This window comes from Paenibacillus sp. Soil787 (genome assembly GCF_001429545.1).
Taxonomy (GTDB): Bacteria; Bacillota; Bacilli; order Paenibacillales; family NBRC-103111; genus Paenibacillus_E.
In genome coordinates, this window is record NZ_LMSP01000017.1 from 1 (window position 1) to 15,259 (window position 15,259).

Below are 15,259 nucleotides of genomic sequence, written 5' to 3' on the forward strand. Positions count from 1 at the left end.
AGTGCAGGTATTTTATTAAAATCTCGTTTCAGAAGTGGAAAACCCTGCCATTATGCAGGAATCTTCCGCCTGTAAAGAAGAACGCTTGACAGGCTCACTTTGGTGATGCCGAAATAAGGAACTCCGTGCTAGGAGTTGCAGGTTTCGTTCATATCAGCGCACTGACGTTCCATTCTTAGGAACAAATAGGAGTCTTTAAGGACTCTTATTCCGCCATTTTAGCCACTTTCTGTGGAAATAGGAGCTTCTGGAGACTCTTATTTGCACGAATTTATCTAAAAGCTGGGATGGGTAATAATAGAAGTCTTTATGGGACTCTTATTCCGCTTCTTTACCCACTTTTTATGGGAATAGAAGCTTCCAAAAGCTCTTATTTTTCTTCCAGAAAAATTAAATACCCGCAAGGCCTAAGCCTTGCGGGTAACCGACAGTATGGAAAGTTTGCCGTAAGCCGGGTTCTGTACTTCCAGTGGTCGTAGCGGGCGTCTGTCCCCTGCCACCATTGAAGTGACAATCATCTATCTAGGCCATACATTGCTGCACAGCTCAAGCGACCAACCCGAACGCGTCTCAGGCTAAGACTGCCGCCTCGAAAGCGGCTTGCGTTCCTCTAGGTCTTGCTCCAAGTGGGGTTTACCAGGATCTATGTCACCATAGAACCTCGTGGTCTCTTACACCACGGTTCCACCCTTGCCTGTGAATCCCTTGCGGGAAACCATCGGCGGTCCATTTCTGTGGCCCTATCCTTCAACTCGCGTTGACTGGACGTTATCCAGCACCCTGCCTTATGGAGCCCGGACTTTCCTCTCGCTGTGGCTTACCCACAGCCAGCGATTGTCTGTCAAACTTTCCGTTGCATTTGCTAGTATACTAGGAATGCCTTCGAATTACAACTGCTGTTCGTTTCCTCAATTCCCAGTTGCAAATCAGCAAGTAATCAATCATCCATCCCTACAGGAACTGGAATGGTTCTGTATTTACCTCGGATGCCAACACCTGCGTGTCCGTCTTAATCAACTGCGCGGCGAGATAATCGGCCACGCCGCGCTTCATGACCTTCTCTACGTTATGTCCAACGTCGATCAAAGTTAGCCCCGCCGCAAGCGCATCGTGCGCGGTGTGATAGTCGATGTCGCCGGTGACCAGCACATCGGCACCGGCAAACAAGGCGTGCCGCATGTAGCGGCCGCCAGAGCCCCCTAGAACGGCCACCTTGCGGATGGGCCGTTCCAAATCGCCGACGACGCGCACCGCCGGCACGTCGAACACCTGCTTCGCGAGCTCCGTCAGCTCGCGAAGCGTCGTGGCCGCGGGCAGTTTGCCCACGCGGCCCAGACCGAACACTCTACCCTTGAGGTCCATCGGGTAGAGATCATAGGCCACCGCCTCGTAGGGGTGGGCCTTCAATAGAGCCTGAACCGCCTTGCGCTGAACGCTGGCGGTTACGATCGTCTCTACGCGTACTTCCTGTATGCGTTCAAGCTTGCCTGCTTCCCCGATAAACGGGTGAGTCCCTTCCTGCGGCAGGAACGTCCCCGTTCCGGGGATGTTGAAGCTGCAGTGGCTGTACTGCCCGATTCCCCCCGCTCCAGCGGTGAAAAGGGCATCCAGCACAGCCTGATGATGCGTCTCAGGGACGAAAACAACCAGCTTTTGCAGCTTCTCCGTGTGCACATCCTCTAGATGAGTAAGCTCCGTCAAACCGAGCTTATCCGCCATCATATCGTTCACGCCGCCCTCAGCCACATCCAAATTCGTATGAGCGATATAAACAGCGATATCGTGCTTAATTAATTTTTCATATAAACGGCCTGCAGGCGTATCTGTTTGCAGATGAGCGAGCGGTCTGAAAATAATCGCATGATGAGCAATAATAAGATTAACACCTTGCTGAATCGCTTCATCAACCACTTCATCGGTGACATCCAAGGCAACAAGGACCTTCTTAATTTCCTTCTGCAAAGACCCTAGCTGTAAACCTATTTTATCATCAGGCATCGCATAATGCTTCGGCGCCAGCTGTTCAAACAGCTGGATTACGGTTTGACCTTTTGCAAACAAGCGAGTACCTCCTTTATTTCCTTCATTTCTTGATCAACCTGCTCCGCCTTCGCCATAGAAGCTTCAGCTGAAGATAGTTGGAGTTGCCCTTTAATCATGGCAAGCTTTTTCAGCTCGCTTTCCCACTTGGTGAACCAAACTTCTGGAGCCTCGCTTAGGAGGTATGGCCCCATTTGAAGCAAACGTTCCTTCGAAACCCTTACCCCACCTGGCAGTAGACGTTCAGCGTAGAGAACCTCCAAAGTCTGTTTTTCCTCATCTGGCACAGCTATGGCTGTCAAGATCTCATAGATCTTGCCGTCTTCCTCAAGAATCGTTTCGGATTCCAGCTTCCAGCCTTGCTCAAGCAACCAGCGCCGCACATGATCTTCACCGACATTAGGCTGCAATATGAGATGAGTGACGCCTTGAAGCTTATGCTTTCCGGCTTCCAAAATACTCGCCATCAAACTTCCGCCCATTCCGGCGATCGTAATAACATTCACTTCTCCTGCCTCAATAACGGCGAGTCCATCACCGGATCTTACACTGATTTTCTTAGACAATCCGCTTTCAAGAACCTGCCTTGTTGCGGCTTCAAAAGGCCCTGGATTGACTTCTCCAGCTACAGCAAACAAAATAATACCCTGTTGAGCCAAATTCGTTGGCAATAGGGCATGATCAGAACCTATGTCCGCTAACTTTGATCCTACAGGAACACGATCTGCAATCATTTGCAGTCTTTTCGATAATTTCACCATATGTTACATTACCCACTCTACCCATTTTTTACGCAGCAAAAATAATGCCACGCCTGCAGAAACTAACTTGCCTGTAAACGATAATTGAATGACACGGAAGCTCATATCGACATCTGTTAGAAATGTCATTGCCTCAGGAGCAAACCAAATGATAGTCCCAACTAACAGAAGCACACCAGCAGCTTGCTTATTCGTATGATGCGCAAGCCAAGCCATCCATATAAGTACAATACTAACCGGAATCCAACTAATTTCAAGTGAGAACCATCCAAGGCTGCTCAGCTTATGCAACAAGAGCCACCCATATGTACCGACTAGCCCCAGCCACCCACATATTTGGAAAATAACCATGCGGCCAACTAACCCATTGAACAGCCATACACTGCTGCAAAAGGCTAAATAACCAACATATGCATTAGCAAAACCCACAGCGTATAAATCTAATAAATACAAACCAACAAAGAGTAAAGCAATCGAAGAAATACCACAGAGCAAATAAGAAATAACAGGTGCTTTCTTATATTGCCGATACGCAAATCCATAACAAATGATGACAAAAAGCGCGGAAATTCCAATTTGCATTGGCAATCCAAAAGAGTTAAAATTAAGAGCAGATAAGGCCAGAACGGCAATAACTGCCATGATGGCCAACCATATTTTCCAATTACTGTTTGCTACCGAGGATGCGGATACTCCCATTAATGAAGCAGGTTGAGGCGTTGATTCATCTACATACAAATTCATTAGGAAATCGCAATAATGCTCAGGAAGCAATTTGCTTCTGCGCCAATGATGGATTTCCCTTACAATCAATTTTCGTTTCTCTGCATCCATTTATTCGCTCACCTTCCTAGCTACTTTATCGGTGAATTCGTCCTCTGGTTTTAGTGGTAGTTTTAAAATGAAAAAGACCCCGCCGAATTTGGCAGGGCCCTCTCACAGCGTCTTTATTCCAAGAAATCCTTTAATCGTTTGCTGCGGCTAGGGTGTCTTAACTTCCGCAAAGCTTTAGCTTCGATCTGACGAATCCGTTCACGTGTAACACCGAATACTTTACCTACTTCTTCTAGCGTACGTGTACGTCCATCATCCAAACCAAACCGCAAGCGAAGTACATTCTCTTCTCTTTCCGTCAACGTATCTAGAACGTCCTCAAGCTGTTCCTTCAGAAGCTCATACGCGGCAGCATCAGCTGGAGCCAACGCTTCTTGATCCTCAATGAAATCTCCCAAGTGGGAATCGTCTTCCTCACCAATCGGTGTTTCTAACGACACAGGCTCTTGTGCAATCTTCATGATTTCACGTACTTTATCTGTGCTCAAATCCATCTCTTTGGCAATTTCTTCTGGCGTAGGTTCACGCCCCAATTCTTGCAGCAATTGACGGGAAACACGAATTAGTTTATTAATCGTTTCGACCATATGTACCGGGATACGTATCGTTCTCGCTTGGTCAGCAATGGCACGAGTAATTGCTTGACGAATCCACCAAGTCGCATACGTACTAAACTTATATCCTTTGGTATGGTCAAACTTTTCCACAGCCTTAATAAGCCCCATATTACCTTCTTGAATCAAATCTAGGAACAGCATGCCGCGGCCTACATATCTTTTGGCAATACTGACAACGAGTCTAAGGTTAGCTTCTGCTAAACGTCTCTTCGCTTCTTCGTCCCCATTTTCGATCCGTTTGGCTAACCCTACTTCATCTTCCGCGGAAAGAAGCGGTACTCGACCAATTTCCTTCAAATACATCCGAACTGGATCATTAATCTTAATCCCTGGCGGTAAGGCCAGATCATCATCGAAGTTAAATTCATCGCGCTCATTTTCTTCTGGATTCATGGAATCCTCATCGGATTCGTTCCCTACGTCGATTCCTTGCTCCGAAAGCTGTTCGAAAAATTCATCGATTTGTTCAGGATCCTGATCAAAGGGAGCTAATTTCTCCATAATATCCTTGTAAGTTAGTGAGGACCGCTTTTTCCCCTGCTCAATAAGCTGGTCTTTCACCTGGTCCAGGGTCAATTCTGTCTCTAGTTCTGTACGCTGATCATTCGCCATGGTACGGACTCCCTCCTCCCTAGTCATTGCAGTAATTCTAAGTTGACTTCAATCGTTTTTCTAGGGCAATAATTTCAATAGCAATTTGTGCAGCTCTAAGATGGTCGCCCGCGCGTTCAGCGCGAACTCGTTCTTCTTTCTTACGTTCAACTTCTTCTTGCATTGGAACTTTGCGAATTTGGCGAATATAGTCGTCAATCACTTGTTCGTTCATTCCATGACCAGCACCCATCATAACAATGGAACTAGCCAAGCTCTCCAGCTGTTCGTCTTGCAGCATGGCAATGTATCGGCTTGCATCCGGCTCAGCATTCTGAGCGTAGTAAGCATATAAATAAGCAGCTAAGACTGCGTGAGCTTCAACATTGAATTGATCACCTAATTGTGCTTCCACTTGTGTGCAGACCTCGCGGTCATGCATCATTACCGCCAGTATTAACCGTTCTGCATTATGATAGGCAGGCAATAGCGAAGGTGTTTTTTTGAGTGTTCGTTCCGCTGTTCTCCCATTATTCATAACATTATTCCACAGAATTGGTTTATTATCCCCCTCTGGCCGGTTTTTTTCCGATTGCAGCAAGATTTCGTGAAGGTCTAACTTCATCGCTTCATACGAAGATTCCGGGAATTCAGAAGCCAACTGTTTCAAATAATGTTCACGTTCAATCGGAGATTGAAGTTGACTGATTAATTTCACAGCGGATTGCAGATAACGAAGTCTGTCACCGTCCTCATGCAACTTAAAATTTTTGCGGATGTACAATAGCTTATATTTCATCGATGGTACGGCTGGCTCAATAATCTCCCGTACGAATCGGTCAAAACCATAGTTTCTTACATAATCATCTGGATCCTTGCCGTCTGGCAGCATGGCTACCGTGACTCGGCTACCTGTCTCTTCTAGAATAGGGATACTTTTGAAAGCAGCCGATTGTCCTGCGTTATCCCCATCGTAACAAACAACAATTTGGTCGGCGTTTCGGTTGAGCAGAGCGGCATGTTCCTTCGTTAATGCTGTCCCCATTGTGGCGACACCATTACTGATTCCCGCTTCCCATGCTTTAATGACATCCACATAGCCTTCAAAGAGAACGGCTTGTTGAAGCTTACGCATATTAGGTCTAGCCAGATGTAGGTTGTACATCGTCCGACTTTTATTAAAAAGAATGGTTTCCGGACTATTTAAATATTTGGGCTGCACATCGCCCATTGATCTGCCTCCGAATGCGATAACTTTGCCAGTAGAGTCGCAAATAGGGAACATGATGCGTTCCCGGAATTTATCCACATAGCCGTTACCTTCATGTTTGGCAGAGATTAAACCGCCCTTCTCCATCAGGGCTAAGTCAAACTCTCGTTTATCTAGCTGTTGAACGAGTGTGTCCCACATGGCCGGTGCATAACCAATTTGGAAGGTATCGATGAGCTTATCCGATATCCCTCTTGAGGCCAAATAACCTTTAGCCACTTTCCCTTGTTCCGTGTTGCCAAGTATATAATTATACAATTTTGCTGTAAAATCATAAGCTTTTAACAAGGTTGCTTTCTCTTGCTGCTGCTCATTTTGCTCTTCGGATGCTTCTTCCCAAGTGATTGGGATATCCGCTTCTTCAGCCAATTTGCTAACGGCCTCGGAGAAACTAAGTCCTTCGATTTCCATTACGAATCGAATCAAATTCCCACCCACATTACAACCAAAGCAACGATAAATTTGTTTTTCTGGTGTGACAGTGAAAGAAGGACTTTTCTCAGAATGGAACGGGCATAGCCCCTTCATATAATGCCCTTGCTTGCTCAAATGTACGTGCCTACCAATGACATCAACAATGTCATGGCGCTTAAGTACAGCCTCAATGACCTCTTCAGGTATGCGTCCGTACCTCATTTTTGTTCCACCTACAATTCAGGTCGCTTTTCCGACTAATTACTATTCGCTACTTGTTTTCGATTTCCTGCAATTTTTTTAAAAGTTTTGTCAAACCATGTAGAAAATTTTGACGATCTGCCTCTGTAAAAGGTTTTGGCCCCTTCGAATGCTTTCCGCTTCTCCGCATTTTCGCCGATACGTGGCGACGATCCAATAGGAAATCAATCGAACTATCGGTATATTCCTGCCCTCGATTCGTTAAGCAGATAGATCCCTTAGCCAATCCTAAGGCGGCGAGTCCAAAATCCTGTGTCACCAAAATATCACCTTGCTGAATCTGATTGGCAATATATAAATCGACAGATTGATCGGAACGGTCCACTTGAACGACCTTGACGCCAGGGTTCTCCTTCATCCGATGATCGAAAGAAGCAACTAGCACAACTTGTACACCAAACTGCCTACCTGCTTGCTCAATTTCAGATTTTACCGGACAAGCATCAGCATCAACGATAATACTTCTCGCTCGCATACAGTCAGCCCTGCTCTCTAGACGAAATCTCACCGTACTATTATATACGATGAACTTGCAAAAAATCCTGCAAGGGATAACATAAAACCTTATTGGACTCGTTCGATATGGTCCATGATTAAACTTGCTGTCTCCTCAACGGCACGGTTGGAAACATCAAAGATGACACAACCGATTTTGCTCATAATTTTGTCAGCAAAAGCCAGTTCTATTTTAATACGTTCTACATTGGCATAGGTTGCATTTTCTGCAAGCCCAAGTGTCCGCAGCCGTTCTTGGCGTATAACATTTAGTTTATCCGGGTCGATCCGCAGTCCAATGATCTTATCCTTTGGAACGGTATAAATCGCAGCAGGCGGCTGCATTTCGGGTACTAATGGTACATTAGCGACTTTAAATCTTTTATGCGCCAAGTACATCGATAAAGGTGTTTTGGACGTACGAGAGACACCCAACAAGATGATATCCGCTTTTTGTATGCCGCTAAAATCTCTACCGTCATCATATTTGACCGCGAATTCAACTGCTTCAACTTTCTTGAAATAATCCTCATCGAGCGGATGAATCATTCCAGGTTGTCTACGAGGCTCTTGGTGTAATGCTTGCCCTAAGGTAGCAACAACCGGCCCAAGTAAGTCAATATGGGGGATATCATATTCCTTCGCCTTGGCAATCAGATCATCTCGCAATTCAGGAATAACCAAAGTAAACACAACAATGCCGCCATGTATTCTAATCGCATTGATGACTTTATCTATTCCTTCAAAATCATGGATAAATGGAGCTCTCATAATTTCAACGGGTACAGGATGAAACTGCATCGCAGCGGCACGCACGACAGATTCTCCCGTTTCCCCAACAGAATCCGAAACAACATATACGCGAGTAGGTAGTGAGTGGTCCATTTCCCTTAGCTCCTTTCAGCAGGGACGAGGCCCTACATTAGTCATTTGTATGTAAAGTAGACGAGAACAGAACGAAAGCATGAGAAAAACCTCACCGATATGCGGACAGCACAAGGGCGAGGTGATTTCCACCACATCATATCAAAGCCGAAATCACATGTCAAATTAGACATCAACTCTATATATTGTATTTTTCCATCTGTTCAATAAAGCCTCTGGATTTCCACTGAACACCAACATGGATGTCCATGTAAGCCCGCATACAAGTTTTTAGCTGCGCTTTCGTTTCATCCTTTACCTGAACGGCACCAAGTCTGCGCATATCCATGCGAGGGAATATTTTCAGAAGCTTTAGCGCTCCTTCACCGATAGGAATAGCCGCAGCATCTTTATATCGGCAGCGAGCACATAAAGTCCCGCCCATTGCAGGACTAAAGGTGGTAATCCCCGAGGTTTCTCCACAAGCAACACAAGCATTTGTCACTGGGAGATAACCGGCTAGATCAAACATTTTCATTTCATAGAGGTGAACGACAATCTGCATGTCCTTACCCTCTTCAATGGCCATTAGTCCAGCTTTCAGTTGCTCAAATATATATGTGCTGCCCTCTTCGTCACCAAGCATCCGATCCGTCATCTCTACCAAATAGGAAGCATGCGCAGACATATGTAAATCTTTTCGTAAAGCATGATGGGCTTCGATAATCTCCGCACTATTCAGAGATCCCATCTGACCCCTTTGTTTGAAAAAAACAAAATCGCCGTACGTAAAAAGCTGCGTAACGGCGGCATGTCGACTTTTCACTTTCTTCGCACCCCGAGCCATGACACCAACCTTACCCAACTCGGGGGTGAATAGACTAATGATCTTGTTACCCTCTCCATAGTCCATACTACGGAGTACAATTCCCTGTACGCTGCGCAGCAATTGACTTCCCCCATGAATGCCGCTCTGAACTTATGAGCTTATGAATATGAATTTACATATTCAGACCTTCGAGCGGCTCTTCGTTACTTTGATCCTCTTCCTGTACATCAGTGTCCATACCCGGTTCTCCGGAAACTTGTTTATACAGCAGATAGGCATCTACATCACCGGTCTTTGAAAAATACGTCCACGAAAAATCTTTCATGTTCAGCATCCTCCCCATTGAACGTGATATTCTTAGGATGCGCAGAGGAAGCTACTCTATGCGGTATAAAAACTGGAACTGTTAGGGAAAAATCGATTACTCGTGACGGAAGCCAAGATCACGCAGAACTCTTTCTTGATTTCTCCAGTCTTTTTTCACTTTAACCCACAGCTCCAAGAAAGTTTTGGAACCAAGCAGCGTCTCGATATCACGTCGAGCCTGCCTTCCGATTTCTTTCAGTAAACTTCCTTGTTTGCCAATGACGATACCTTTTTGCGAATCTCGCTCAACAAATATGACCGCTGAAATATGAACCACACCATTGGGCTCGACACGCATATCTTCAATCTGGACAGCAATGGAATGCGGAATTTCTTCCCGCGTCAAATGCAAGATTTTTTCACGAACAAGTTCAGCACATACGAATTGTTCCGGATGATCTGTAATTTGGTCGGCTGGGTAGTACTGCGGACCTTCTGGCAAATAGCGAACAATTTGTTCCAACAATGTTGTTACATTGTTACCCTTGAGAGCAGAAACCGGTACGATTTCAGCAAAGTTATACAAATCTTTGTAATTTGTAATAATCGCCAGAAGGGCTTCAGGCTGAACAAGGTCAATTTTGTTTAACACCAATATAACAGGCGTTTCAATATGCTTTAGCTGCTCGATAATATAACGGTCGCCGCCGCCAATCCCCTCGGCAACATCCACCAAAAACAGGACCGCATCCACTTCCCCAAGCGTCCCATGCGCTACTTTGCTCATGTAATCGCCTAATTTGGAAGTCGGTTTATGAATACCTGGCGTATCCAGGAAAACAATTTGGCCGTTATTGGATGTATAAACCCCATGGATTTTGTTTCTTGTTGTCTGAGGCTTATCTGACATGATAGCAATTTTTTGCCCGATAATTTGGTTCATTAGCGTTGATTTCCCAACGTTGGGGCGTCCGATGATCGCGACAAAGCCTGATTTAAATTCTTTTTTAGCCACTTCTAGTTATCCTCCATTTGCATGCAAATCTTTCGTTGTGAAAGCACCCGGCAATAAGGCAGACACGGTCGTTTCTGCAAAGTCGCCTTTCATATTGCCAAGGTAAACTGGCATATCCGGTTCACATAGTTCCACCATTACTTGGCGGCACACACCACATGGGGAAATTGGACCTTCTGTGTCCCCCATAACCGCTATAGCTTGAAACGAGCCTGCCTTATGACCATCCGCAATTGCGCGGAATAAAGCAGTACGCTCAGCGCAGTTGGTCGGTCCGTATGCGGCATTTTCTACGTTACAGCCATAATGTACATGACCGTTCGCATCCAGCAGCGCCGCACCTACTTGAAAATTCGAATAAGGCGTATAGGCTCTTTTCATCGCTTCCTTCGCGTGTTGAATGAGCTCTTGTTGATTCATAGCCAGCAACCTACTTTCATTTTATATTAACGTTATAGCATGTTAAGGCAGGAAAAAGCGAGGATTGTGACCATGGTGCCAATGAGTGCTCCAAGAATTAGTGCTGAAAACGGTCGCTCTTTTTTGTCATACAGCATAATAAAAATAAGTGCAGAGAGCGTATATGCAAGTAGGGCAACTATCGTTTGTGAGACGAAAATCGTAATAACCGTAGCAATTGCGAAGGCAATAGCCGTCAACAAGCTGGGGCGAACCAATTTCCCTTTATCTGAGAAACGAGTCTCAATCACGATAACCGTCAAAACAACAAGGGCAATCAGGACCCATATCGTTCCCGCGGATACAGGATTATCCTGCATTCTTGAATTTCGCAGCAAGTGGTCGATCGGCTCATAGAATACAATCATGCCTACAATCACTGCAAAAACAGCAGACACCAATACGGACGCCGCGGCGACGTCCTTCGCAATTTTGGCCAACGGATGGCGATCTGGCATAGCCAAATCCACTGTTTTCTCCACAGCCGTATTGATGAGCTCCGTAACAATCATAAGCGTTACTGCCAGCAGAATAAAAAGAATGTCCGTTTTGGGCAGATGAAGAAAAAGCGCTGCTAACAAAACAAGAAAAGCAACGCAAAAATGGAATTTCATATTGCGCTGCGTATCTAGAGCATATTTGATTCCTTCATAGGCATAACGGAAGCTCCTGCGCCATTTACGGAAGCCGTCCGACATTAGCGTGTCAAACCTGCCTTCTGCAAAATGTCCTCCTGCTTAGCAAACATAATCTTCTCTTCCTCTTCACTTTGGTGATCATAGCCGATCAAGTGAAGGAACCCATGAACGAATAGAAATCCAAGCTCACGCTCAACGGAATGTCCATAGTCTTCGGCCTGAGCGATGGCACGGGGAACCGAAATGATAATATCGCCTAAAGGCTCAATGAACCCTTCAGACACCGTCTCACCGTCTTGCAGCTCATCTAGGAGGCCATCCGTATCATCCTCGTAGTTGATCTGAATCTCATCCTCTCCGAACTCGCTCATCGCAAATGAGAGGACATCCGTCGGTTTATCTAAGTCACGGTACTGTTTATTAAGTTCTTGAATCGTTTCATCGTCTACGAATGTAAGGGCAACTTCCCCTTCCTTAACGCCTTCAAGCTCGCCTGCTAAGCGCAGCAGCTCTTCAAGCTTTTCGATAAAAGCAGACGTGATTTCTTTCACTTCCTGCTCACTGCTCCACTCTAACGTTAAATCCATACTTGCCATGCTGTGCCCTCCTTCAATTTGTCGTTGATCTCTTTAAGTCCCTGACTTCTTGGGAGCAAGTTCACTTGGATATTCTATCCTTGAGTGAAAGATCCCTAATAGGGTTTCGTTTAATGTTTTGGCAATCTTATCGAGTTCTTTGAGCGTGAGATCGCACTCATTAAATTGGCCGTCGTCCAATCGGGACTTAATAATTTTGTGCACCATCGAATCGATTTGTTCAAGCGTCGGATTACGCAGTGATCGAACAGCAGCTTCCACACTATCCGCTATACCCACAATTGCTGCTTCTTTGGATTGTGCTTTGGGCCCTGGGTAACGAAAATCCTCTTCGCGGATTTCTTTCTCACTGCCCTCATCTTCGGCTTGTTTCACCGCTTTATGATAGAAATAATGCAGAAGCGTCGTCCCATGATGCTGCTCAGCAATGTCTCGCAGCGGCTTGGGCATTTTGAAATCCTTAAGCATTTCAACACCATCACGTGCGTGCGCAATGATGATAGACTTACTTAAATTGGGATCAATTCGATCATGCGGATTCTCAATATTCGTTTGATTTTCAATAAAGTAGCTTGGGCGCTTTGTCTTACCAATATCATGATAATAAGAACCAACTCGGCACAGCAGCCCGTCGGCTCCGATTGATTCAGCCGCGGCCTCCGACAAATTACCCACCATGACACTGTGATGATAAGTTCCCGGTGTCTCCGTAAGCAGTTTACGCAGTAGAGGATGATTCGGATTAGAGAGCTCCACCAATTTGAGCGGTGATAGAATACCGAATGCAACCTCGAAAAAAGGCAGCAGCCCAATTACGAACACAACCGTTAATAATCCGCCTGCTGCCGCAAATGAAAGCGATAGAAGGGCTTCTTTCTTCTGAAAATGATCTTCCATCAACAGCATCGATGCAATCGTTAGCATGGAGAAGAAGGCAATCATGAGACCAGCTTTTAGAATGGTAGCCCGTTGGCTTGCCCTTTGAATCGTAAACACTGCACTAAAACAAATAGCCAAGCTAACTAGTCCGAAACGGTAGTCAAAAAGTAACACGTGCTCTGTGTTAAAGATAATACTAGCCATTAAGGAGAATAAGACCGATGCAATGAACGCTAGCGGAGCATCCAGTAAAATAGCAATCAGGATACTTCCTAAGGCGGTCGGAGCCAGATAACCAATATAAGGATAATCTAGATTTTGCACGAGAGAGATCAATTTCATTCCAATAACATTGATAAGAAATATAAGAATGAGCATCACGAGCTGAGAATTATTATATTTGATCGGCAATGCGCTTTGTCGAACAAACATATAAATGGCGAATGACAAGAGAGCCGAAAGAATACTGAGACCTAATTGCGGTAAATAATTCGCTTTATCCTTCAATAGCTCTAGTTTATCCAGCCTAGCGTATATCTCTTCCGTTATGACATCCCCAACTTTAACGAGAACATCATTCTTATTGATGTATACCGGTTTCACGCTCTCTCTAGCTTGACCTTTGGCATCCTCGGTGCCCTTTTGATCAAAAAATTTATTCGGCGTTATGAGGGCCCTGGAGATTTCGGTAACCATTTCACGGGATGTATTCTTCGTAAGGTTCGATGTATTCACCAGCTCAGCGACTTTAGCTCTGGCCGTCTGCGCATCTAGGATTTGATCATTCATCAATTTGTTAACGATGTCTTTCGTCACAGGACGCATGGCCGCTAAATCATCCTTGGTCAACCTTGGAAGCTTAAAATAAGTTTCCTCCGGCAGCGGGTAATTCTGTTCGGCAAGCCCCTGCTCAATCTGTTCAAGCAATGAATCGTTATATTGACCGCTGATACGAAGTGATTTGATAGATTGATTTTGCGTATCGCTGATCAGCTGCGGAATAACACGGCGATAAATGCTGACTTTATCATCAAATTTCACTTCTTCATCCGCATTGATTTGCAATAATTTATCATAAATAACATCAATAAGCGTATCATTTTTGAGATTCACAATGCGATAAACAGGTTGGACGCGCTTAGCAGCGTCTTCTTTCGCTTGTTCAGTAGCAATTGCGTTTTCAATTTGTCTAGGCGCATAAATGGTTTTTTCACTCGTCGTTCCTAACACAATATCATAAACTTGAGGCACCAGCTTGACGTAAAGGGACATATAAAAAATTAAAGCCAGCAAGAGAAACAACAATATCCGTATACCCGTACTGTATTTCCATCCGTTTAGCTGGTAATGAAATTTGCCTTTCATTTGCACTTCATTTCTCTTCACGGAAGGTCATTCCTCTCTGCCTAACAACCCTGCTCAGTTATTTATCATTTTCGGCATTGTACGCAACAATGATTTTCTGAACAAGTGAATGTCGAACCACATCCTGCTCATCAAAATAAATAAAACCAAGTTCCTCGATACCGCCGAGAATGCGGTTTGCTTCTACTAAACCAGACGATTTGCCACGCGGCAAATCAATTTGCGTAACATCCCCGGTAATCACCATTTTGGAGCCGAAACCAAGTCTTGTCAGAAACATTTTCATTTGTTCTGGCGTTGTATTTTGGGCTTCATCCAGAATGATGAAAGAATCGTCTAACGTTCTCCCGCGCATATAAGCCAGTGGTGCAATCTCAATAAGTCCTCGTTCTAATGACTTGGCAACCTGCTCAGGTCCCAGGACATCATTAAGAGCATCATACAATGGGCGTAAATAAGGGTCAACTTTTTCCTGCAAGTCCCCCGGCAGAAAGCCCAGACTTTCCCCAGCCTCAACAGCAGGGCGCGTTAATACAATCCTTTTGACAGCCCCTTCTTTAAGTCTCGTCACCGCAAGCACAACCGCTAAATAGGTTTTACCTGTACCTGCTGGTCCAATTCCGAAGACGATATCTTTCTTCTTAATCGTCTCGACATACTTCCGTTGTCCGATCGTTTTGACACGTATAGGCTTGCCCTTATGAGTTGTCGTAATTTCACCTTTGAACAAATCAAGCAATTGGTCGGTTTTCATTTGCTTCGCAAGTTCAATCGCATACAAAACATCCCGCTCTGTCAACGTATAATTATTACGGATAAGCTGTAGGAGAACCTCAAAAAGCTGCTGAAGTGAGTTCACTTCCGCAGCAGCCCCTTGTATCGTTATTTCAGCTTCACGCGTATAGATTTGGGCAGGAATCTCCCGTTCGATGACATGCAGAAATTTATCCTGCGGTCCGAACAAGGCTAGTCCTTCAACCGGATTTTTCAATGTAATTTTCACAGATTGCGCGTATTCTACCAAA

At 45.1% G+C, this 15,259-nt stretch carries 15 protein-coding genes and 1 other RNA gene; all 16 read right to left on the minus strand.

Annotated elements, in window-relative coordinates:
• Positions 1-432: 432 nt before the first annotated feature.
• The 16 genes from rnpB to ASG93_RS17615 all read right to left on the minus strand — a co-directional run bounded on the left by rnpB (position 433) and on the right by ASG93_RS17615 (position 15,258).
• Positions 433-850: RNase P RNA component class A (gene rnpB, locus ASG93_RS17800), an RNA gene on the minus strand.
• Between the two features lie 101 nt (positions 851-951).
• Positions 952-2,061, minus strand: a complete 1,110-nt coding sequence (locus ASG93_RS17550) for a Nif3-like dinuclear metal center hexameric protein (RefSeq protein WP_056833847.1) — start codon at positions 2,059-2,061, stop codon at positions 952-954.
• Positions 2,037-2,801 carry a tRNA (adenine(22)-N(1))-methyltransferase gene (locus tag ASG93_RS17555; RefSeq protein ID WP_056833848.1) on the minus strand — a complete coding sequence of 255 codons (765 nt, stop codon included), beginning with the start codon at positions 2,799-2,801 and terminating at the stop codon, positions 2,037-2,039. The genes ASG93_RS17550 and ASG93_RS17555 overlap by 25 nt, the downstream gene beginning before the upstream one ends.
• 3 nt (positions 2,802-2,804) lie before the next feature.
• Positions 2,805-3,635, minus strand: a complete 831-nt coding sequence (locus tag ASG93_RS17560) for a hypothetical protein (RefSeq protein WP_056833849.1) — start codon at positions 3,633-3,635, stop codon at positions 2,805-2,807.
• Positions 3,636-3,748: 113 nt separating this feature from the next.
• Complete coding sequence (gene rpoD, locus ASG93_RS17565) at positions 3,749-4,864, minus strand: RNA polymerase sigma factor RpoD (protein ID WP_028558036.1); 1,116 nt, start codon at positions 4,862-4,864, stop codon at positions 3,749-3,751.
• A 37-nt stretch (positions 4,865-4,901) separates the two neighbouring features.
• The gene (dnaG, locus tag ASG93_RS17570; RefSeq protein ID WP_056833850.1) at positions 4,902-6,749 is read right to left on the minus strand and encodes a DNA primase; all 1,848 of its coding nucleotides are present in this window, start codon (positions 6,747-6,749) and stop codon (positions 4,902-4,904) included.
• A gap of 49 nt (positions 6,750-6,798) precedes the next feature.
• Positions 6,799-7,263, minus strand: a complete 465-nt coding sequence (locus tag ASG93_RS17575; protein ID WP_056833851.1) for a YaiI/YqxD family protein — start codon at positions 7,261-7,263, stop codon at positions 6,799-6,801.
• 89 nt (positions 7,264-7,352) lie between these two features.
• Positions 7,353-8,168 (minus strand): pyruvate, water dikinase regulatory protein, encoded by an 816-nt coding sequence (locus ASG93_RS17580; protein WP_056833852.1) that lies wholly within the window; start codon positions 8,166-8,168, stop codon positions 7,353-7,355.
• A gap of 178 nt (positions 8,169-8,346) precedes the next feature.
• The gene (recO, locus tag ASG93_RS17585) at positions 8,347-9,096 is read right to left on the minus strand and encodes a DNA repair protein RecO (protein ID WP_056833853.1); all 750 of its coding nucleotides are present in this window, start codon (positions 9,094-9,096) and stop codon (positions 8,347-8,349) included.
• A 52-nt stretch (positions 9,097-9,148) separates the two neighbouring features.
• The gene (locus ASG93_RS34220) at positions 9,149-9,301 is read right to left on the minus strand and encodes a YqzL family protein (protein ID WP_082562144.1); all 153 of its coding nucleotides are present in this window, start codon (positions 9,299-9,301) and stop codon (positions 9,149-9,151) included.
• Between the two features lie 96 nt (positions 9,302-9,397).
• A complete protein-coding gene (era, locus tag ASG93_RS17590) occupies positions 9,398-10,297 on the minus strand; it encodes a GTPase Era (RefSeq protein WP_056833854.1) in 900 nt (299 codons plus the stop codon).
• 6 nt (positions 10,298-10,303) lie between these two features.
• On the minus strand, positions 10,304-10,717 hold the full coding sequence (gene cdd, locus ASG93_RS17595) for a cytidine deaminase (protein ID WP_056833855.1): 414 nt from the start codon (positions 10,715-10,717) through the stop codon (positions 10,304-10,306).
• 32 nt (positions 10,718-10,749) lie between these two features.
• Positions 10,750-11,454, minus strand: coding sequence for a diacylglycerol kinase (locus ASG93_RS17600; RefSeq protein ID WP_056833856.1), 705 nt, complete (start codon positions 11,452-11,454; stop codon positions 10,750-10,752).
• A complete protein-coding gene (gene ybeY, locus ASG93_RS17605; RefSeq protein WP_056833884.1) occupies positions 11,454-11,981 on the minus strand; it encodes an rRNA maturation RNase YbeY in 528 nt (175 codons plus the stop codon). The genes ASG93_RS17600 and ybeY overlap by 1 nt, the downstream gene beginning before the upstream one ends.
• Positions 11,982-12,023: 42 nt before the next feature.
• Complete coding sequence (locus ASG93_RS17610) at positions 12,024-14,234, minus strand: HD family phosphohydrolase (protein WP_056833885.1); 2,211 nt, start codon at positions 14,232-14,234, stop codon at positions 12,024-12,026.
• Positions 14,235-14,292: 58 nt separating this feature from the next.
• On the minus strand, positions 14,293-15,258 hold the full coding sequence (locus ASG93_RS17615) for a PhoH family protein (RefSeq protein ID WP_414858875.1): 966 nt from the start codon (positions 15,256-15,258) through the stop codon (positions 14,293-14,295).
• Between the last annotated feature and the right edge of the window lies 1 nt (position 15,259).

What these genes read in the sequence shown, in the direction of transcription:
- ASG93_RS17555 (WP_056833848.1), bottom strand. Translation starts at nt 2,801, where the DNA reads ATGGTGAAATTATCGAAAAGACTGCAAATGATTGCAGATCGTGTTCCT.
- ASG93_RS17560 (WP_056833849.1), bottom strand. Translation starts at nt 3,635, where the DNA reads ATGGATGCAGAGAAACGAAAATTGATTGTAAGGGAAATCCATCATTGG.
- rpoD (WP_028558036.1), bottom strand. Translation starts at nt 4,864, where the DNA reads ATGGCGAATGATCAGCGTACAGAACTAGAGACAGAATTGACCCTGGAC.
- dnaG (WP_056833850.1), bottom strand. Translation starts at nt 6,749, where the DNA reads ATGAGGTACGGACGCATACCTGAAGAGGTCATTGAGGCTGTACTTAAG.
- ASG93_RS17575 (WP_056833851.1), bottom strand. Translation starts at nt 7,263, where the DNA reads ATGCGAGCGAGAAGTATTATCGTTGATGCTGATGCTTGTCCGGTAAAA.
- ASG93_RS17580 (WP_056833852.1), bottom strand. Translation starts at nt 8,168, where the DNA reads ATGGACCACTCACTACCTACTCGCGTATATGTTGTTTCGGATTCTGTT.
- ASG93_RS34220 (WP_082562144.1), bottom strand. Translation starts at nt 9,301, where the DNA reads ATGAAAGATTTTTCGTGGACGTATTTTTCAAAGACCGGTGATGTAGAT.
- cdd (WP_056833855.1), bottom strand. Translation starts at nt 10,717, where the DNA reads ATGAATCAACAAGAGCTCATTCAACACGCGAAGGAAGCGATGAAAAGA.
- ASG93_RS17600 (WP_056833856.1), bottom strand. Translation starts at nt 11,454, where the DNA reads ATGTCGGACGGCTTCCGTAAATGGCGCAGGAGCTTCCGTTATGCCTAT.
- ybeY (WP_056833884.1), bottom strand. Translation starts at nt 11,981, where the DNA reads ATGGATTTAACGTTAGAGTGGAGCAGTGAGCAGGAAGTGAAAGAAATC.
- ASG93_RS17610 (WP_056833885.1), bottom strand. Translation starts at nt 14,234, where the DNA reads ATGAAAGGCAAATTTCATTACCAGCTAAACGGATGGAAATACAGTACG.